The organism is Streptomyces prunicolor, from assembly GCF_045162825.1.
GTDB classification, from domain to species: Bacteria; Actinomycetota; Actinomycetes; order Streptomycetales; family Streptomycetaceae; genus Streptomyces; species Streptomyces prunicolor.
Genome location: NZ_CP108676.1, coordinates 4827463 through 4845337, shown reverse-complemented (window position 1 = coordinate 4845337; position 17875 = coordinate 4827463). Strand labels below are relative to the sequence as shown.

At 69.0% G+C, this 17875-nt stretch carries 19 protein-coding genes; 6 read left to right on the top strand and 13 right to left on the bottom strand.

Translation table 11 applies throughout. From position 1 onward, the window contains the following. The first annotated feature begins 12 nt into the window (after positions 1 to 12). Entirely contained in the window at positions 13 to 1479 is a 1467-nt protein-coding gene (locus OG588_RS21900; RefSeq protein ID WP_405948776.1) for a M1 family metallopeptidase, read from the top strand. A gap of 109 nt (positions 1480 to 1588) precedes the next feature. On the opposite strand, the gene OG588_RS21895 is transcribed toward OG588_RS21900, so the two are convergent. The 3 genes from OG588_RS21895 to OG588_RS21885 all read right to left on the bottom strand — a co-directional run bounded on the left by OG588_RS21895 (position 1589) and on the right by OG588_RS21885 (position 3707). Further along, positions 1589 to 1945 carry a hypothetical protein gene (locus tag OG588_RS21895; RefSeq protein WP_405948775.1) on the bottom strand — a complete coding sequence of 119 codons (357 nt, stop codon included), beginning with the start codon at positions 1943 to 1945 and terminating at the stop codon, positions 1589 to 1591. Beyond that, positions 1942 to 2547, bottom strand: coding sequence for a DUF6232 family protein (locus OG588_RS21890; protein ID WP_405948774.1), 606 nt, complete (start codon positions 2545 to 2547; stop codon positions 1942 to 1944). Before OG588_RS21890 ends, OG588_RS21895 begins: the two co-directional genes overlap by 4 nt. Positions 2548 to 2735: 188 nt before the next feature. Further along, positions 2736 to 3707 carry a GNAT family N-acetyltransferase gene (locus OG588_RS21885; RefSeq protein ID WP_405948773.1) on the bottom strand — a complete coding sequence of 324 codons (972 nt, stop codon included), beginning with the start codon at positions 3705 to 3707 and terminating at the stop codon, positions 2736 to 2738. Positions 3708 to 3791: 84 nt separating this feature from the next. On the opposite strand from OG588_RS21885, the gene OG588_RS21880 reads away from it, so the two are divergent. Beyond that, on the top strand, positions 3792 to 4160 hold the full coding sequence (locus OG588_RS21880) for a hypothetical protein (protein WP_405948772.1): 369 nt from the start codon (positions 3792 to 3794) through the stop codon (positions 4158 to 4160). A 134-nt stretch (positions 4161 to 4294) separates the two neighbouring features. Further along, a complete protein-coding gene (locus OG588_RS21875) occupies positions 4295 to 4483 on the top strand; it encodes a DUF397 domain-containing protein (protein ID WP_405948771.1) in 189 nt (62 codons plus the stop codon). Positions 4484 to 4625: 142 nt separating this feature from the next. Here OG588_RS21875 and OG588_RS21870 read toward each other — a convergent pair whose 3' ends face one another. The 5 genes from OG588_RS21870 to OG588_RS21850 all read right to left on the bottom strand — a co-directional run bounded on the left by OG588_RS21870 (position 4626) and on the right by OG588_RS21850 (position 9656). Further along, positions 4626 to 4748, bottom strand: coding sequence for a hypothetical protein (locus tag OG588_RS21870; protein ID WP_405948770.1), 123 nt, complete (start codon positions 4746 to 4748; stop codon positions 4626 to 4628). Between the two features lie 183 nt (positions 4749 to 4931). Beyond that, positions 4932 to 5651 (bottom strand): hypothetical protein, encoded by a 720-nt coding sequence (locus OG588_RS21865; protein WP_405948769.1) that lies wholly within the window; start codon positions 5649 to 5651, stop codon positions 4932 to 4934. 461 nt (positions 5652 to 6112) lie between these two features. After that, positions 6113 to 7477 (bottom strand): glycosyl hydrolase, encoded by a 1365-nt coding sequence (locus OG588_RS21860; protein WP_405948768.1) that lies wholly within the window; start codon positions 7475 to 7477, stop codon positions 6113 to 6115. Positions 7478 to 7554: 77 nt separating this feature from the next. Continuing rightward, positions 7555 to 8811 carry a DUF1266 domain-containing protein gene (locus OG588_RS21855; protein WP_405948767.1) on the bottom strand — a complete coding sequence of 419 codons (1257 nt, stop codon included), beginning with the start codon at positions 8809 to 8811 and terminating at the stop codon, positions 7555 to 7557. Positions 8812 to 9080: 269 nt separating this feature from the next. Beyond that, positions 9081 to 9656, bottom strand: coding sequence for a TerD family protein (locus tag OG588_RS21850; protein WP_019057183.1), 576 nt, complete (start codon positions 9654 to 9656; stop codon positions 9081 to 9083). 187 nt (positions 9657 to 9843) lie between these two features. On the opposite strand from OG588_RS21850, the gene arfB reads away from it, so the two are divergent. Further along, positions 9844 to 10272 (top strand): alternative ribosome rescue aminoacyl-tRNA hydrolase ArfB, encoded by a 429-nt coding sequence (gene arfB / locus OG588_RS21845; protein ID WP_043258234.1) that lies wholly within the window; start codon positions 9844 to 9846, stop codon positions 10270 to 10272. Between the two features lie 32 nt (positions 10273 to 10304). On the opposite strand, the gene OG588_RS21840 is transcribed toward arfB, so the two are convergent. Further along, on the bottom strand, positions 10305 to 10793 hold the full coding sequence (locus OG588_RS21840) for a GNAT family N-acetyltransferase (RefSeq protein WP_405948766.1): 489 nt from the start codon (positions 10791 to 10793) through the stop codon (positions 10305 to 10307). A 48-nt stretch (positions 10794 to 10841) separates the two neighbouring features. Beyond that, the gene (locus OG588_RS21835; RefSeq protein WP_405948765.1) at positions 10842 to 11450 is read right to left on the bottom strand and encodes a flavin reductase family protein; all 609 of its coding nucleotides are present in this window, start codon (positions 11448 to 11450) and stop codon (positions 10842 to 10844) included. Positions 11451 to 11743: 293 nt separating this feature from the next. Here OG588_RS21835 and cdgB point away from each other — a divergent pair, with 293 nt between their 5' ends. Next, positions 11744 to 13402 (top strand): diguanylate cyclase CdgB, encoded by a 1659-nt coding sequence (cdgB, locus tag OG588_RS21830; RefSeq protein WP_266858414.1) that lies wholly within the window; start codon positions 11744 to 11746, stop codon positions 13400 to 13402. Positions 13403 to 13555: 153 nt separating this feature from the next. Further along, on the top strand, positions 13556 to 14518 hold the full coding sequence (locus OG588_RS21825) for a carbohydrate-binding protein (RefSeq protein WP_405948764.1): 963 nt from the start codon (positions 13556 to 13558) through the stop codon (positions 14516 to 14518). Between the two features lie 26 nt (positions 14519 to 14544). Here the strand turns inward: OG588_RS21825 and OG588_RS21820 are convergent, their stop codons facing one another. The 3 genes from OG588_RS21820 to OG588_RS21810 all read right to left on the bottom strand — a co-directional run bounded on the left by OG588_RS21820 (position 14545) and on the right by OG588_RS21810 (position 17746). Then, on the bottom strand, positions 14545 to 15474 hold the full coding sequence (locus OG588_RS21820) for a 1-phosphofructokinase family hexose kinase (RefSeq protein WP_405953182.1): 930 nt from the start codon (positions 15472 to 15474) through the stop codon (positions 14545 to 14547). Positions 15475 to 15590: 116 nt separating this feature from the next. Next, the gene (nagA, locus tag OG588_RS21815) at positions 15591 to 16802 is read right to left on the bottom strand and encodes an N-acetylglucosamine-6-phosphate deacetylase (RefSeq protein ID WP_405948763.1); all 1212 of its coding nucleotides are present in this window, start codon (positions 16800 to 16802) and stop codon (positions 15591 to 15593) included. Further along, the gene (locus OG588_RS21810; protein ID WP_405948762.1) at positions 16802 to 17746 is read right to left on the bottom strand and encodes an ROK family protein; all 945 of its coding nucleotides are present in this window, start codon (positions 17744 to 17746) and stop codon (positions 16802 to 16804) included. Before OG588_RS21810 ends, nagA begins: the two co-directional genes overlap by 1 nt. Positions 17747 to 17875 lie beyond the last annotated feature (129 nt).

Genomic DNA, 17875 nt, shown 5'->3' with positions numbered 1-17875 from the left:
AGGATCGCGCACGTGTCCCGATCCGTACCGCTTGTTCCCACGGTCACCGCGTGCGCGCTGGCCCTCGTCCTGACGGCGTGCGGTGGAACAGGGGGCGTGCACGGCACCGCCGGCAGCGCGGGCGTGGCCGACCCGTACTTCCCCGAGGCGGGCAACGGCGGCTACGACGTGACCCACTACGCGCTGACCCTGGCGTACACCTCAGACACCTCAGACACCTCAGACACCCCCGACACCCCCGACACCCCTCACACCCCAACTCCCTTGACCGGTACGGCGACCATCACGGCCCGCGCCACCCAGAACCTCTCCACCTACGACCTCGACCTCAAGGGCATGCGGGTCAACTCGCTGACGGTGAACGGCAAGAATGCCTCCTGGACCCGCACCGACCAGGAACTGACGGTCCGCCCACCCTCCACCATCCCCCAGGGCAAGACCTTCAGGACGACCGTCCACTACTCCGGCACCCCCGAGACGATCACCGACCCCGACGGCTCGGAAGAGGGCTGGCTCCCCACGGCGGACGGCGCACTGGCCCTCGGCGAACCGACCGGCGCGATGACCTGGTTCCCCGCCGACGACCACCCCTCCGACAAGGCGACGTACGACATCACGATCACCGTCCCGAAGGGCCTACAGGCGGTCTCCAACGGTGAGTTGAGGACGGAGACGACGACGGGGGACGGTCGTACGACGTACAGCTGGCGCATGACCCACCCCATGGCGACCTACCTGGCCACGGTGGCGATCGGCCACTACGACATCACCCGCACCACCACGAAGAACGGCCTCCCCGTGTACACGGCGGTCGACCCGCAGGAAGCGACAGCGAGCCGCAAGGTACTGGCCCGACTCCCCGAGATCATGGAGTGGGAGGAGTACAACTTCGGCCCGTACCCCTTCTCCTCCACCGGCGCGATCGTCGACCGCCGGGGCGACGCGGGCTACGCCCTGGAGACCCAGACCCGCCCGTTCTTCCCCGGCGCCCCCGACACCGCCACCCTCGTCCACGAACTCGCCCACCAGTGGTACGGCGACTCCGTCACCCCGAGGACCTGGCGCGACATGTGGCTCAACGAGGGCTTCGCGACCTACGCGGAATGGCTCTGGGCCGAGGACCACGACGGCGACACGGCCCAGCAGACCTTCGACGCCCTCTACAAGGGCACCTACTTCCCCAACAGGTCCGACAACGAGGCGATCTGGTCCTTCCCCCCAGCCCGCCCCACCTCCGCCGCCCACATCTCCGACAGCCCCGTCTACGAACGCGGCGCGATGGTCCTCCACAAGATCCGGCAGACGGTCGGCGACGCGCGTTTCTACGACATCGTCCAGGGCTGGGCAGCCGCACACCGCTACGGCAACGCGAACACGGCGGATTTCACGGCGTACGTGCAGAAGATGGCGCCGGGCAAGGACTTCAGCGGAATCTGGAAGGACTGGCTGTACGGGAAGGGGAAACCGGCCCGCCCTTGACGGACAGACGGACAGACGGACAGACGGACAGACGGACGGACGCAGGGACGGACGGACGCAGGGACGCACGCACGATCCCATTGTTCGGCGGCGGGGGCTGTTCGGCCGTCTACCGGCCGCCGAGCAGGCTCAGGATCCGGTTCACCGCCTCCAGCGCGGGCTGGCCCACCGCGCCGACCGTCGCCGCGATTCCCGCGACGGCCATCAGCGCGCGGTGCCGGTCCTGCGGGGCGGCGCCCGGGTCCGTGGTGAGGGCCGGCAGGGAGTCGTCGATGGCCTGCGCGCTCGCGGCCGGGACCTGCCCACGCAGCGTCTCGACCAGTCGGCGAAGTTCCTCGACGGCGGCTTGGAGGGCCGGGTCGACCGAGGGCGGCCCGGCCGGTGTCTGATGCTTGGCGATGCCCGTGTTCCCGGTGCCGCCGTGCATGTTGACGTTGTCGCCGAAGTAGAAGTTGTTGCCGCTCATGCGTGTCCCACTCCCACGTTGCCCGTACCGCCGTACATGTTGACGTTGTCGCCGAAGTAGTAGTTCTTCGGGTTGACCATGAGCCGGTCCACCGTGACGTGGAACTCCGTCTCCGGGTGCTCGATCGCGTACACGATGGAGCCCACCAACTGGTCGAGCTGGTACGGGTTCGCGCTCGTCACCACGGCCATGGGCGGGCCGGACGTCTCCACGGCCAGGACGTACAGCGGGTGCGCCGACAGCACCTGCAACCACTCCACCGCGCAGAAGATCAGCGCGGCCGTCGAGCCCAGCCACACCCACATGATGAGCGTGCTCGCCGTGTTCTGGCTTGCGAGCCCGGTGATACCGCCGAGGATGGTCAGTGCGAACGCCACCGACAGGATGATCCCGAGACGCTTCAGGAAGAGCCTCGTGGCCTCCCAGCGCCTCGGCATGAGCATGTAGGTGTGCACCCTGGCGATGTTCTCCAGCGGGTAGGTGGCCGTGCCGACCCACAACAGGCGCTTGCCGACCCGCAGATCGATCGCGCGGAACCCCTGCGGCGGTGTGGCGGGCGGCGGCGGGATGTCCGGGAAACCGGACACTTCGGTTCTCTCCACGAGTCCCCCTGAGATCACTGACAGGCGTCCATTAACTACGCCAAGTGGCCGCCGGCACGCAAGTCGATATACGGGTTCAACTGTGGTGCTGCTGTGGAGAGTTGACCGTGTCCGCCCGGACCGTTCGACCGGCGGCGGGCCACGGCGAACGGTCCGGCTGCCGGCGGTCCTCGGTGTCGGTCACGCGATCATCCGTTTCCCGCGCTCGTGTCCGGCCCCTCCTCCAACTCGTCGAGCAGCCGGGCGAGTTCGGGCAGCCAAGCGGTCTCGGTCGCTCCGCGCAACTCCTCCCGGGTCCACCATCGCCAGGCGAGGATGCCGTCCTCGGCGTGGGCGGTGGCGAGGTCGGGGCCGGTGGGTTCGCGGTGGGGGCCGTGGGCGACGTAGATGTGCTCGTGCTGCCGGATGTGGATGCCGACGCGGGTGAAGTCGTGTTCCCGGGTGCAGAGGAGGGGGCCCGTGGTCAGGTCGGTCCAGCCGGTCTCCTCGCGCAGTTCGCGCAGGGCGCCCTCGCGCGGGGTCTCGTCCCTTTCGATGCCGCCGCCGGGCAGGGCCCAGAAGGTGCCGTTCGCGGAGTCGTCATGCAGGAAGAGGAAGACGGAGCCCGAAGGGTCGAGTACGGCGATGCGGGCGGCGCGGCGGAGTTTGAGGAGCTGCTTGCGCAACACGGTGCAGGGGCGGCCGAGTTGGCGGTCCTTGCGGTGGTCGATGACGTCGTAGCCGAGGGTGGTCCAGAAGGCGAGGGCGTCGGGGTTGTTGTCAAGGACGGCCAGGCGTACGGCGGTTCGGCCGGCCTCGCGGAAACGGTCCTCGACGAGGGTCGCCAACTGCCGTCCGTGCCCCTGTTGTTGCTGGGCGACGTCGATCATCAGCAGCCCGATCCAGGGGTCCTCGTCCTCCGGGTCGGGATGCGTCCCGAGGGTGATGGCGATCCCGACCAGCCGCCCGGCGCTGCGCGCGAGCAGTACTTCGACGTCCGGATCGGCGAGTTCGTCGGCCAGCGCGGTCGCCACCTGCTCGGGCCGGATGTCCTCCGGGTCGGGGAAGTCACCGCTCAGGGCGTGGAACGCGTGGTTCGAGGCGTAGAGGGCGGTCAGCTCGGTGAGCAACTCGCCGGGGAGCGCGCCGGCCTCGGTCGGCGTGAGCGGTTCGAGGAACATGAGAGGCACGCTAGTGCTGCGCGGATCCGGTGTGAGGTGACACCTGCGTGATCCGTACTCTGTGTCGGCGGCTTCGGGGAGGGCATGTCCATGCGGCACGGGTGTGGGTTTGGCGCGGGCGTACGAGCGGCGGTGGTTGTCGTCGCGGCTGTCCTGACGAGCGGTTGTTCGTCGGACGACTCGGCGCAGGACAAGGCGTGGCAACAGGAGTACTGCGCCAAGCTGGGGGACTGGCAGGGTGAGGCGCGCGCCAGGACGGCCAACACCGCATCGGCGGCGGAAGCGGTCGTCTACGCCTCGAAGAAGCTGGACAAAGCCGGCCTGGAACACGGTGGCACGCGCATCCTCGACGACACCGTCAACGCGATCGCCGGCGACACCGGGGCCGAGGGGCGTGCGGTGTCCTACTGCGACAGCGCGGGCTTCGAGAGCTCGGTGGATTCGGTCGGCTGACGCACCGCTGCGGCTCAACTGAAGAAGTTCGCGGCAATGCTCGACATCGCGGAACGGTCGTCGCTGAGTGAGTCGGAGTCCCGGCAACTCATCCGTCGAATCGCGAGAGAACTGTGAGAGATCCGAGGGTGCCTGTGGAGTGGCAGAAGTCGTCCTTCTCGGGAATCGGCGCGGAGAACTGCCTCGAACTCGCCCACCACAAAGGCCGAATACTCCTCCGCGAGAGCGAAACCCCAGACACGGTCGTGACCGCCACTCCCGCCCGCCTCCACACCCTGCTCCTCGCGATCAAGACCGGTCAAGAGCCAAGGCGTACCCCGTAGTTACGCGGATTCTCGTTCCGATCGCTGAGGCGTCTGCAGGGTGCTGCAGCCTGAGATCATGTGATGCGGTCTCCGGCTGCAGCACCAAGGTCGTGCCGCCGCGTCCGCGCGACTTCGCGTAAGGGGTACTCGCAGCCCTCGGCTAGTCGCCCACGATATGCAGGTAATTTGATTGATCTATGGCCGCCCGTGCGGCCTCTATCACTTGTTCGACGACCGGGCCGCGCTCTCCCTCAAGGTTCTCCAGCTCTTCGACGAGCCGCATGAGTTGCAGTCTGTTGAAGGTGGTGTTTCCGTGTACCATCACACCCCGTCGGATGCTTTCCCAGGGGCCGGAAGTAGAGACTCTGCGGAATTCATCTCCCACGTCGGGAATGTATCCGAGCCGATTCCCTTGGCGATCTTGAATATATATGCCGAGCCCCATGGCGCCGCCCTCGGTGTGTCATCATTCCGGGAACATGGTTATTACGTCGCCGCTGATCTTGCTCACGGAGACGAGAACATTTTGCGTGAGATATGCACCGTTCAGCGCGGACGTGGAGCCCACGTATGCCGTGTAGACGAAGCGCTTTTGGTAGTACCCGTCCTCATTCAACTGCCAGGAGCTTGTGTTGTCGTTGAGGCCGTACAGGAAGATCTTCTGCAACTTGGATGGGGTGGTCCCTGCCAAGAAAGTGCTCTTTTCTGCGGCTGCCGTGGTGTCGTCATCCGTGTAGTGATAGGTGTAGATGTCTGAGATCGACTTGTCGGTCAGATGCGGCACGGCCTGCATGTCGGACGGCAAATTGACGCAACCGCTGGTCACTGTGGCGGTGCAGCGTACGGGCTGGGTGTTGTTGAACAGGTACGCCGTGCCTGCTGTCACCGTCTTTTGGCAGACGGCGGTCTGACCGCTGATCTCGCATCCGGAAGTCGCGGAGGTCCAGGTAGTTCCTGGTGGGGCGACGTATACGGATTCCTTCGTCAGCAGCCAGACCCCGGAGCAGTCGTTTGCCTCTTGCACGCAGGAGTAGCCGGTGTTGACCGGTACGAGAGATGAGCATTCGACGCAGTCGCCGGCGGCGATGTAGTGAGAAACTCCGTCCGGATCGGTCACCCACTGGTCGTACTGAATCTCCAGCATCGCCGGTGTGCATGCGATGGTGGCGCCGCCCACCCAGTTCACCGCAGTGAGGTACCCCGGAGTTTCAGCGGTATAGGAAACGCCGACGGATACGCTTGCTGACTCCGTGCACTCTCCGGGTATTTCTGCGGCTGCGCTTCGACTCGCGGAACCTGACTTCGTCGAGACGAGGGTGCCTGGAGAACTGTCGAGGGAGCCTGCTGGAATAGTCCAGGAAATGGTACCTTGAGCGGCGTTTGCCGGAACCGTCAGAAATAAGCATGCAGCCGCTACGGCTACAATCAGCGCGCCCCATTTTGCAATCGATCTATGCATGTAGTTTCACCTTGAAGGTTCGATGGTGTACTCGTGAACCATATAAAGGGCATCGGCTATCGGGAGTATCAGATGCAGGGTTGTCCGAAAGAGGGCGATCGAAAGGCGTGAAGATTCCCTCACCCTTGGCCCGGCGGGTGCCGGGCGCAAAGGACAGGGGCGCTGCCCAGGCGTGAGACCGCCCGCGCTCAGTGGGCGTGCAGCGACCCCCACGCGAAGTTCTGGCCGAACCCGGTGCCCGAACCGCCCGTGTACACCTGGTCCGTGGCGTAGTAGGTCGCCTTCACGTCCGCGTTCGAGTTGATGGCCGTCTTGGTCAGACCGGAGCCCCAGGTGCTCCAGATCACCCACGGGCTGCGGGTCAGCGCGTTCGAACCCGCCGCCGTGATCGGCACGTTGTACGACTCGGCGAGCATCCGCGGCTTCGCGTAGTCGACCAGACCCGTGTAGTACACGTGCGTGAGGTCCGAGGCGGACGGGCTGTAGTCGTCGACGCCGACGACGTCGACGAGGTCGGACCCGGGGTAGTAGTCCCACGGCACGTCGTCGCCCTGCGGGTCCCACGCGCCGGGTGACCAGACGAAGATCAGGTTGTGCAGGCCCTTCGTCTTGACCAGGTAGTCGTACGTGATCCGCCACAGCTTCTTGTACGAGGCCGGGGTCTTCCCGCCCCACCAGAACCAGTCGCCGTTCATCTCGTGGTACGGCCGCAGGAGCACGGGGACGTCCCACGCGGCGAAGTACGAGAGCGTGGCCGCCAGGAAGGCCAGGTCCGCGAGGAGCGCCCGGTACTCGTCGGTGTCCGACTCCCAGTCGAGCACGCGGTCGAACCACGCCTGGTCGGTGGTGAGCGTCGCCAGGGGGTAGGACGCTTCGCCGCCCGGGTGCTCTCCCGCGACCTGGGTGAGGACCCGGCTCCAGGACTTCACCGCGGAACCGGGGTAGGGCTGGTGGAAGCTCATGCCCACGATCCCGGAAGCCGCACCGCCGTTGGTGAGGGACGCGGTGGTCCCGTCGAGCCGGACCATGGTCCCACCCGGGTTGTACGAGCCGTCCGCCGCGCGCGGCAGCCCCTTCCACACACCGAAGGCCAGGTCCACGGCGTCGTCCGTGTACTGCCACGAACGCACCCCCGTCGGCAGCCCCAGTGGGCGGTTGTAGGTCCGGTCCCCGTACGTTCCCCAGCCGGTCGCGCCGTAGCCCGGTCCGAGGTCGATCTCGACGAAGCCGGACAGCTTGCCCGTGATGTCCGCGGCCTTCTTGTAGTAGTAGCCCGAGAACGTCGTGCCGCCCGTGTCCCCGTAACTCGCGTTGTACAGCTCCTGCTGGGTCTCGATGTGCTGGCCGATGATCGTCATCGGGTGGGTGCCGGAGCGCGCCGCGTTCTCCAGCGACACCAGGTGGCTGTAGACCTTCTGCGCGTTCGCCGACGCCGACGGGTCCCGGCCCGTCAGCGTGGACGCTATGAGCGGCGTGGCCGCCCGTGCCACTCCCGGTACGACGGACGCGGCGACGGTGGCGCCGAGGGCGGTGACGAACGTACGTCTTCGCAAGGCTCAACCTCCAGGCAGGGAACGGATCTTCGCCAGGTTATGGTCCCGTCTGCCGAAGCCCGCCTGCCGAAGTCCGCCTACCGAAAAGGGATGTTCAGCCAAGGACTCCCCGCCTCCGTCATCAGGATCCGGTGCGCGGCGACCATGTCCTGGTACCAGTCCCCGAACTCCTCCTCGTCGAAGTGGAGACAACGGCCGAGGATGTAGCCGGTGGAGAAGTCGGCCCAGGAGCGGTACGCGAGGGCGGCGGCCCGGCCCGCGCGGATGACGGCCGACTCCGTCTCCGGGAGGGTGGCGAAGCGCGCGCCCAGGCCCCAGCGGGCCATCTTCGAGGCGCGGCCCAGGTCCCAGGCCTCCACCGAGGTGACGTAACGGTTCTCGGCGAGGATGCCGTCGGCGCGCATACGGGCCTCGTAGCGGGTGATACGGCCGATCAGGCGTTGTACGCCCTCCACCCGCGCCTCGGTCTCCGATGCGGGGCGGGGGTCGGTCTTGGTGACGCCGTCCTCCGTGATCACCGTAGAACCCTCCGAGTTGGCTCGGATGACGGTGGCCACCGCCTGGCGCCAGTACCCCGTGTCCACGTGGCCGCCGAAGTCGCGGGCGATCGTACGGCGCAGGCTCAGCGCGAACTCCCATACGGAGCTGGACGCTTCGCAGGCGAGCAGGTTGCGCAGGTGGTGCTGCCACTCGGCGCGGTTGGTGATGCCCCACCACTCGCGCAGCCGCCGGCGCTCGCCGTCGTAGCCGCTGCCGTGCCAGGCCAGCGCGTTCCAGAGGGAGCCGTTGCTGACGCAGAGGAGGGCTCCGCAGGCCAGGCCGTGGGCCACGGGGCCGTGCAGCGCGCCGCCGACGTGGAGTGCGCGCAGGCGCATGGCCGTGGAGGGGGCGGCGCCGATGTGTTCCGCCGCGCGTGACCAGTCCGTCGTGCCCGGGGGGCCGTAGGGGAGGGCCAGTTCGCAGGGGGTGCCGGGGTCGATGACGAGGGTCGGTGGGCAGCGCGGGTTCCACGCTTCCGCGATCCAGCGCAGCGACGCGCGGGAGTACACCAGGTCGGGGCGGGGCGCGGGCAGCATGCCGTCCGTGAAGAGCTCCCAGCGTTCCGCGCCGGTGCGGGGGTCGCGGGCGAACGTCCGGTGGGTACGGTCCGGTTGGGCGTCGTAGGACTCGCGCGACATCACGTAGTAGAGGCGGACCCGGGCCAGTGCGTCGTAGTACGCGGGCCAGTCGCCGCGCGCCCTGGCCTCGGCCAGTGTGCGTTCCGTCTCGGTCGGCGGGGTCCAGGCGGGCGGTCGAGGAGGCCCGAAACCGGCGGGGGACGGTCCGAACGACATAGGGCTCGCTGTCCTTCCAGGGGCCAACGGCTGTTGATCCCGGCACATTGCCATACGCGGCTGAGACACCCCTGTGCGGCCCCCGCGCCGTGCACCCTCGACTCCCGATCCGCCGCGCCGTCCACCCTCAACTCCTGGTCCGCCGCGCCGCGTTCCCCAACTCCCGGTCCCCCGGCTCCCGTTCACGCACATGCCGAAGCCCCCGGCCACAACCGCAGCCAGGGGCCTCACACACGGCACTACCTACAGACGCGGTGAACCGGCGAACCTCAGACGTTCACGCCGAAGTCCTGGGCGATACCGACCAGGCCCGAGGCGTAACCCTGGCCCACCGCGCGGAACTTCCACTCCGCGCCGTTGCGGTACAGCTCGCCGAAGACCATCGCCGTCTCCGTCGCCGCGTCCTCGGAGAGGTCGTAGCGGGCGATCTCGGCGCCGCCGGCCTGGTTCACGATGCGGATGTACGCGTTGCGGACCTGGCCGAAGTTCTGCGAGCGGGTCTCCGCGTCGTAGATCGAGACCGGGAAGACGATCTTCTCGACGTCGGCCGGGAGGCCGGCCAGGTTGACGTTGATCGCCTCGTCGTCGCCCGCGCCCTCGCCCGTGCGGTTGTCGCCGGTGTGGACGATCGTCTGGTCCGGGGTCGACTTGTTGTTGAAGAAGATGAAGTGACCGTCCGAGTAGACCTTGCCCTCGGGGTTGACCGCGATCGCCGAGGCGTCGAGGTCGAAGTCCGTGCCGGTGGTGGTGCGGACGTCCCAGCCGAGGCCTACGGTGACGGCCGTCAGGCCCGGGGCCTCCTTGGTGAGCGAGACGTTGCCACCCTTGGACAGGCTTACAGCCATTGTTGGGAGTCCTTCCCTCGTTGCGGTGCGGGCTTCGTACTGAGGACGAAGCTACCGGTACCTCTATGAACGCCAAGAGGGGTACCGAAGGTTCCAGGCGACTTTACTTTCTTTACCCAGGATGATCGTCCGGCCGCCACGCGAATTTCGCGTGACGTGGACCGGACAGCTGCGCGACCATGGGGGCATGTCCGGTCCTTATCTCATCCGCGGCTCCGTCTCCCTGCCCGAGGCCGAGCTCATGTGGCGTTTCTCGCGGTCGTCAGGGCCGGGCGGGCAGCACGTCAACACCAGCGACTCCCAGGTGGAGCTGCGCTTCGACCTCGCGAAGACCGAGGCCCTGCCCGACGTGTGGAAGCAGCGCGCGCTGGAGCGGCTCGCCTCGCGACTCGTCGACGGCGTCGTCACCGTACGGTCCTCCGAGCACCGCTCCCAGTGGCGCAACCGCGAGACCGCCGCCGTACGCCTCACGGCCCTGCTCGCCGAGGCCACCGCGCCGCCGCCGAAGCCGCGCCGGGCCACCCGTATTCCGCGCGGTATCAACGAACGCCGGTTGCGGGAGAAGAAGCAGCGCTCCGACACGAAGCGGGGGCGGACCGGGCGGGACTGGGGGTAGTCCCGGCACCGTACGCCTCGTCCGAGGCGCCGCTACGACAGCTCCAGCACCCCCACCGTCTCCCCCTCGCTCAGCTCCCCGTTGGGCCGGAACCCCAGCCCCAGGTAGAACTTCGCCGGGCCCAGCGGACCCTCGTGCCACGTCACGTACAGCTCCTTGCCGCCCCGGCGGCGGATCTCCGCCGCTACCGACTCCACCGCGAACCGGCCGTAGCCGCGCCCCTGTTGGTCCGCCGCGATGTTCAGGCGCCACAGGCCGGAACGGATGACGGAGCCGTCCAGGTTCCAGTCGATGTCGAAGAAGGCCATCACGAAGCCGACGGGTCGGTTCTCGTCGACGATCAGGCGCGGCCAGGCGGTGCCCTGATGGACGTAGGCCTCGGCCAGGGACTTCACGACGGGGGAGACCGCGAACTCCTGGTCGGGGCGGACCCGGATGCCCAGGGCGGCATCGATGGTGAGCCGGGTGATCTCTTCGAGGCGGGGCCCGGGAGCTGCGGCGGTGGTGGTCGTCGGCGTCATGCGTGCACGGTAGGCGGGCGGATCACCGGTGAGCGACCGAATTCACGCTCACCCCAACTGCCGGTACCTGCCCCGGAAGTACGACAGCGGGCCGCCCTCCGCGCTGCCCACCTCCGCCGTCAGCACCCGCCCGATGACGAGGGTGTGGTCCCCGGCCACGATCCGCTGTTCCGTCCGGCATTCGAGCGTGGCCAGAGCCCCCCGCACCAACGGAGCCCCGGACGCCTCCCCGTGGACGTACGGAATGTCGTCGAAGAGGAGACGGTCGCTGATGCGGCCCTTCATCGCGAAGCGGCCGGCGATGTGGCGCTGGCTCTCGGAGAGGACGGAGACGGCCCACAGGGGCTGTTCGTCGAGGAGGTCGTCCATGCGGGAGCCGTTGCGGAGGCTGACCAGGACCAGGGGCGGGTCCAGGGAGACCGACATGAAGGCGGTCGCCGTCATGCCCACGTCCTCGCCGACCGGGGCCTGCGGGTCGTCCGGGTCGTACGGCTCCTCGTGCGCGGTCACCAGGACCACACCCGCGGCCAGCCGGGAGAGGGCGGCGCGGAACTCGTCGTTGCTCACCCCCACAGCATGCCCGGAGGGAGCGGTCTCGATGATCGCGGCGGTCTGCGAGGCGGTCTTCAGCACGCTCGAAACGCTAGCCTCGGACATCCGCGCACCACATCGGACCTGCGGCCCACCCGGGTCCTAGGGCCGGTCCTAGGACCAACGGCCTACGCGACGGAACATCGTCGTGCATCATGTCCACACACCCGCATGGTTTGCGTTCAGGAAACGCACAGGGAAAATGCAGAAACTCCACTCAATTGTTCATCTTCTGCTGTGACTTGAGTCACAAGGGATAGTAATTGTTGACCCTGTGTACCGAGTGGGCAGCGCGCTGTGATTCAGTGGCGGGGAAGATGACCCTTGATTCGCTGCGAGGTCTCGGGGGGAGGGCGAGTATGGAGACCGAGTCGGAACCCTACGTCCGTCTTGCGACCCTGCGACAACTGCACACGGTCATGGCGGACATGAACACCGCCCGCAGCCTGGCGGACACCCTGCAGACCGTCGCCGACGGCGTCGTCAACGGTCTCGGGTACGAGCTGGCATGCGTCAACCTCGTCCGCCCCGACGGCGACCTCGTGGTCGCCGCCTTCGCGGGCAACTCCGCCGCCGAGTCGCTCATCACCGGCCGCGTCGGCTCCCGCACCTCCTGGGAGCGCCGCCTCGGCATGGGCGAGTCCTGGGGCGACCTGCGGTTCATCCCGCACACCGAGGGCTGGGTCCTCGACGAGGACGACGTACCGCAGTGGTACACCGACGGCCCCGCACCCCGCTTCGAGGACGAGTGGCACCCGTCCGACCGGCTCTTCGCGCCCATGTACACCCCCGGAGTCTCCGGCGGCTCGTGCGGCGAGCTGATCGGCGTCCTGTCCGTGGACCGCCCGCGCAACGGCCGACGGCCGGGCGCGTGGGGGCGCGAGGCGCTCCAGATGTACGCCTTCCAGGCGGCCATAGCGATCAGCAACGCCCGTCTTCGCGCCAACATGCAGCGCGCCCTGGTCCGCCTGGAGCGCGAGCAACAGGCCCTGCGCGCAAGCGAGGAGAGCTTCCGGCAGGCTTTCGAGTACGCCCCCTCCGGCATGGCGATAGCCGAGATGGGCGGCGACCAGCACGGCCGAATACTGCGCAGCAACGACGCCCTGTGCCGGCTGCTGGGCCGCCCGGCCTCCGCGATGCGCCGCTACTCCTTCTCGGACCTCGTCCACCCCGAGGACATAGGCACCCTGCTGAGAACGTCGGCGGAGGGCGGACGCGCGGAGCTCCGCCTGGGTCGCCGGGACGGCACGTACGTCTGGGTCTCGCTCCGCAACTCCGTCGTCGCGGACGCCGCCGACGGACCGCGCTTCCTCCTCTCCCATGTCGAGGACATAGAGGACCGCAAGCGCCGCGAGCTCCAGCTCGCCCACCGCGCCGCGCACGACGCGCTGACCGGCCTGCCGAACTCGGCGGAGCTGCGCACCCGCCTCTCCGCCCGCCTCTGCCAGCGCCCGCAGACCGGCCACCCCGGCGAGATCGAGTCCATCGACGCCGCGTACGGACACGCCGCCTACGACGCGAACGGCCACGGCTTCGACTTCCGCCCCGGCGCCGACCTCCTCGACGCCTACGACCACCACGTCCACACCATCGCCCCCGAGGGCGAGCGCGACGACGGCACCAAGGGGCTCGCGGTCCTCTTCTGCGACCTCGACGGCTTCAAGTCGATCAACGACCGGTTCGGGCACAACGCGGGTGACGCCGTCCTCATCGAGGTCGCCCGGCGGCTCGGCCGGGCGGTGCGCGACGGCGACACGGTGGCCCGGCTCGGCGGCGACGAGTTCGTCGTCCTGGCCGACGGACTCGGCAAGGCCGACGCCGCCGACCTCGCCGTACGCCTGCGGAACGAGATCATCCAGCCCATCCGGGTCGACGGCCGGGCCATGCGGGTCGGCGCCAGTTTCGGCATCGGATGGGCCCACTGCGGGATGACGGCGGACGAGGTGTTGAAGTCCGCTGACGAACGGATGTACATCGAGAAACGATCTCGTCCCAAACAGCACAGACGCGCGGGATGATCTCCAGGTCAGCGGTCTGATGCGGTGTGAGTCACCCGTTTGGACGACGCGGAGCGGGTAGGCTCGCAGTTCTCCAGACGTATCGAAGACGTGTCTGAAGACGCATCCGAAGCTGACGTATCTGCACCCGCACCTGTTGAGGAGTACCTAGGGATGACGCCCGGCAACAACGGCGCGAGCACGCCCGAGGACGACGACCCGTTCGGCTACCTGTACGAGGACGGCCAGGCCGCCGGCGCCCAGCCGCCGTCCGGTGGTGGCTACGGCTACCCGGGTTCGGTCAACCGAGTGCGCCCGGTGGGCGAGCGCCAGTACGGCGGCCAGCAGGCCGCCGCCCCCACCGCCCAGTACCAGCAGCAGCCGTACGGCCAGACGGTCCCGCAGCAGCAGCCCTACGGCGCCCAGCCGAACGCGCACTACCAGGCCCCGGAGACCTTCCCCGGCGGCCCGCCCGCCGGCCAGCAGCCCCCGTCGTACAACAACGGCGGCGGCAACGGCCGGGGTCGCGGCCCCAACACCAAGGGCCTGCTGATCGGCGCGATCGCGGTCGTCGCCGCGGTGGTCATCGGCATCAGCGTGGCGATGATGAACGGCAACGACGACGACAAGAGCGGCGACCAGGCGGGCAGCACGCCGTCGGCTTCGTCGAGCGCCTCGTCGAGTCCGTCGGCCAGCAGCAGCACCGCCCCCGAGGCGGACCTGCCGAAGATCGACGCCAAGGCCCTGCTGCTGGGCGGCGGCGCCACCACGGCATCCGACGTCGACGGCGCCAAGGCCGCCGGCGGTGTCTATGTGTCGGGGTTCAACGCGGTCGGCGCGTCCGTGACGTGGAACATGAGCGGTCTCGCGAAGAGCGGCAACTACCGCCTGTACGTCAACTACGGCGTGCCCGGCAAGGCCGCCACCGCCACGCTCACGATCAACGGCACGGCCCAGTCCCGCCCGCTCAACCTGGGCAACTTCGCGAAGGCGTCCGAGGGCGACTACGAGAAGGGCTGGACGGAGACCTGGGCGTCCGTTCAGTTGAACAAGGGCTCCAACACCATCAAGATCTCCTGCGAGCAGGGCAACCAGTGCGACGTCAACTTCGACCAGCTGTACCTGGTCAAGGCCTGACCTGACCTGGCGTGACCTGACCTGACCTAGGCCGCGCTGGCGTCCCCCGTCACCGCGACCCGCGCCACCAGCTCCTCGTACGCCGCGTGGTCGAACTCGCCCGCCACCGGCGCCAGTACGGTCGCTGCCGACAACGCGACCGCCCGCGCGAGCCGGTCCGGCCACGGCAGCCGCTCGACCCACCCCGACAGCAGGCCCGCGACCGCCGAGTCGCCCGCGCCGGTCGGATTGCCGTGCACCCGGGCCGGAGGCGTCGCGTGCCAGGTGCCCTCCGGGGTCGCCGCCAGCAGGCCCCGCGCGCCCAGTGAGGCGACCACCGCCCGCGCGCCCCGGCGACGCGCGTCCTGGGTGGCGCGCAACGGGTCGTGGGAGCCGGTGAGTTCGGCCAGTTCCTCGGCGTTGGGCTTCACGAGGTCGGGGCGGGCGGCGACTCCCCGTCGCAGGGGTTCGCCGCTGGTGTCGAGGAGGACGGGGACGCCCGCTGTCCGTGCCGTGCGGATCAGGCCGGCGTACGCGCCCACCGGCACCCCGGGCGGCAGACTTCCGCACAGGGCCACCGCCGACACCCCGCCCAACAACCCCGCGTACGCCTCCTGGAAGGCCGACCACTCCGCCGAAGTGACCGTCGGGCCGGGCTCGTTGAGTTGAGTCGTGTCACCAGTGCGGTCGTCCACCACCGCTATCGTGCGGCGGGTCGCGCCGGAGACCGGGACGAGCGCGTCCAACACGCCTGGGGTGTCGGTGAGTTGCTCCTGGACCACGCGTCCCGTCGCGCCGCCGGTGAAGCCGGTGACCGTCACCTCGTGGCCGAGGGTGGCCAGGACGCGGGCCACGTTCAGGCCTTTGCCGCCGGGGCGTTCGGTCACCTCGGAGACGCGGTGCGAACCGTGCGGTCGCAACTCCCGTACCCGATAGGTGATATCGAGAGCGGTGTTCAGCGTCACCGTGAGGATCACCTGCCGACCTCCCCCGAAGTATGTGTATCCGCCGTCCGGTTCGGGCCCGATCATGCCAAAGAGGCGGCGGTCCTCCCAGTGTCCCGGGACAACCGCCGCCTCAACAGCAGTACATTTCACCCCAGTTGGGGCTCGACCACCCAAGTGCCGCGCCGCATCACGCCCTTGAGGTCGAACGCGGAGTCCAGCAGCACGAGGTCCGCGTACTTGCCGGGCTCCAGCGAGCCGATCTCGTCGTAACTCCCCAGCAGCCGGGCCGGGTTGGCCGAGATCGCGGCGACGACGTCCTCGACCGGCAGCCGGTCGACCGTCACCGAGCGCTTGAAGGCCCGGTCCAGGGTGAGGGTCGAGCCCGCGATGGAGCCGCCCTCCACCAGCCGCGCCACGCCCTCGCTCACCTCGACCTCCAGCGGGCCGAGCATGTAACGCCCGTCGCCGAAGCCCGCCGCGTCCATCGCGTCGGTGATGAGCGCGACCCGCTCCGCACCGGCGTGGTGGAACGCCAACTCCAGTGCCGCCGGGTGCAGATGCGTGCCGTCGTTGATCAACTCGACCGTGATCCGCTCGTCTTCGAGGAGAGCGGCGATCGGACCCGGGGCGCGGTGACCGATCTGCGGCATCGCGTTGAACAGGTGCGTGGCGACCGTCGCGCCCGCGTCGATCGCCTCGACCGTCTGCTCGTACGACGCGTCGGTGTGCCCGATCGCCGCGATGACACCGTGTTCGACGAGGAGGCGTACGGAGTCGAGGCCGCCGGGGAGTTCGGTCGCGAGGGTGACCATCTTGGCCGTGCCGCGGGCCGCGTCGACCAGCTTGCGGACGTCCGCGGGGTCGGGGTCGCGGAGCAGGGCCTCGGAGTGGGCGCCCTTGCGGCACGGGGAGATGAACGGGCCCTCGAAGTGGATACCGGCGAGGTCGCCCTGTTCGGCCAGTTCGGAGAGGAGGCCGGCGCGTTGGGCGAGGAAGTCCATGTCGCCGGTGACGGTGGAGGCGACGATGGTTGTGGTGCCGTGGAGGCGGTGGGTGTGGATGCCGTTGAGGACGTCTTCGGGGGTGCCGGAGGTGAAGGAGGCTCCGCCGCCGCCGTGGTTGTGGATGTCCACGAATCCCGGTACCAGCGTGAAGCCGGTGATGTCGAGTACCTGGGCGTTTTCGGGGGCGGCGCCGGTGATGCGGGTGCCGTCGACGATTACCCGGCCGTCTTTCACGGTTCCGGTGGGGAGGACCACTGTGGCGCCGGACAGGATGAGGGGCCTTGTGCCGGTTGCGGGGTGCGGGTCGCGTGTGGCTGGTCGCGCAGTTCCCCGCGCCCCTGGGTTGGGTGCCATTAGGGCGTTACCTCCGTGCGGTCGGTGTGGTTGAGGAGGTCCCAGGCCAGTAGGCCTGCACCTAGGCATCCAGCCGTGTCCCCCAGAGCCGCGGGGGCGATCGTCGGCAGCTTCTGGAAGGTGATCCGGGATCGGACCGCCTCCCTCAGCGGTGTGAACAACGTTTCCCCTGCCTCCGCCAGGCCGCCACCGATGATGATCGTGCGGGGGTCCAGGAGGGTGAGGGCGGTGACCAGGCCGTCGGCGAGGGCGTCGATGGCTTCCTGCCAGACCTTCTCCGCGCGGGGGTCCCCGGAGGTGACCGCCTTCGCGCAGTCCGCCGCGTCCGCCTCGGGGGTGCCGGAGACGGTCGCCCACGCCTCGGTCACCGCCGCCGCGGACGCGTAGCGCTCCAGGCAGCCGGTCTGGCCGCAGGGGCAGGGGGTGCCGCCGGGGCGTACGACGATGTGGCCGATCTCGCCCGCGAAGCCGTGCGCGCCCGCCTCCACCCGGCCGTCGATGCCGATGGCGCCCGCTATGCCGGTGCCGAGCGGCACGAACAGGAAGCGGTCGGCGCCCTTGCCCGCGCCGATGCGGCCCTCGGCGAGGCCGCCGGTGCGCACGTCGTGGCCCAGGGCGACCGGGACGCCCCCGAGACGGGCGGCCAGCAGATCGCGCAGGGGTACGTCGCGCCAGCCGAGGTTGGCCGAGTACGCGGCGATGCCCCGCTCGGCGTCGACGATGCCGGGGACGGCGACGCCGGCCGCCGCCGCGGGCTCGCCGTGGTGCTCCTCGCCGTACGCGCGCAGCTCGGCGGCGAAGTCGAGGATGTGCTCGACGACCGCGTCCGGACCGCGCTCACGGCCGGTCGCCCGGCGGGCCTGGTGGAGCAGCTCGCCGTCCGCCCCTACTAGGGCGGCCTTCATCCCGGTGCCGCCCACGTCGAGGGCGATGACATGTCTCACGGGGGACAGTGTGGCCCGTACACCCGCGAGAGGTCTAGTCCACTCACGTGGTGTAGACCTTATGGGTTCGCGGAGCGAACGTCACTACAGCAAAGGTTGGGGATTCGGCAGTGCAGCGGCGTAGGACAG

Excerpts from the sequence above, each read along its gene's own strand:
- OG588_RS21835 (WP_405948765.1), bottom strand. The coding sequence starts at position 11,450 with ATGTCCGAGGCTAGCGTTTCGAGCGTGCTGAAGACCGCCTCGCAGACC.
- OG588_RS21855 (WP_405948767.1), bottom strand. The coding sequence starts at position 8,811 with ATGTCGTTCGGACCGTCCCCCGCCGGTTTCGGGCCTCCTCGACCGCCC.
- OG588_RS21825 (WP_405948764.1), top strand. The coding sequence starts at position 13,556 with ATGACGCCCGGCAACAACGGCGCGAGCACGCCCGAGGACGACGACCCG.
- OG588_RS21895 (WP_405948775.1), bottom strand. The coding sequence starts at position 1,945 with ATGAGCGGCAACAACTTCTACTTCGGCGACAACGTCAACATGCACGGC.
- OG588_RS21840 (WP_405948766.1), bottom strand. The coding sequence starts at position 10,793 with ATGACGCCGACGACCACCACCGCCGCAGCTCCCGGGCCCCGCCTCGAA.
- arfB (WP_043258234.1), top strand. The coding sequence starts at position 9,844 with ATGTCCGGTCCTTATCTCATCCGCGGCTCCGTCTCCCTGCCCGAGGCC.
- cdgB (WP_266858414.1), top strand. The coding sequence starts at position 11,744 with ATGGAGACCGAGTCGGAACCCTACGTCCGTCTTGCGACCCTGCGACAA.
- OG588_RS21880 (WP_405948772.1), top strand. The coding sequence starts at position 3,792 with ATGTCCATGCGGCACGGGTGTGGGTTTGGCGCGGGCGTACGAGCGGCG.
- OG588_RS21870 (WP_405948770.1), bottom strand. The coding sequence starts at position 4,748 with ATGCGGCTCGTCGAAGAGCTGGAGAACCTTGAGGGAGAGCGCGGCCCG.
- nagA (WP_405948763.1), bottom strand. The coding sequence starts at position 16,802 with ATGGCACCCAACCCAGGGGCGCGGGGAACTGCGCGACCAGCCACACGC.
- OG588_RS21885 (WP_405948773.1), bottom strand. The coding sequence starts at position 3,707 with ATGTTCCTCGAACCGCTCACGCCGACCGAGGCCGGCGCGCTCCCCGGC.
- OG588_RS21850 (WP_019057183.1), bottom strand. The coding sequence starts at position 9,656 with ATGGCTGTAAGCCTGTCCAAGGGTGGCAACGTCTCGCTCACCAAGGAG.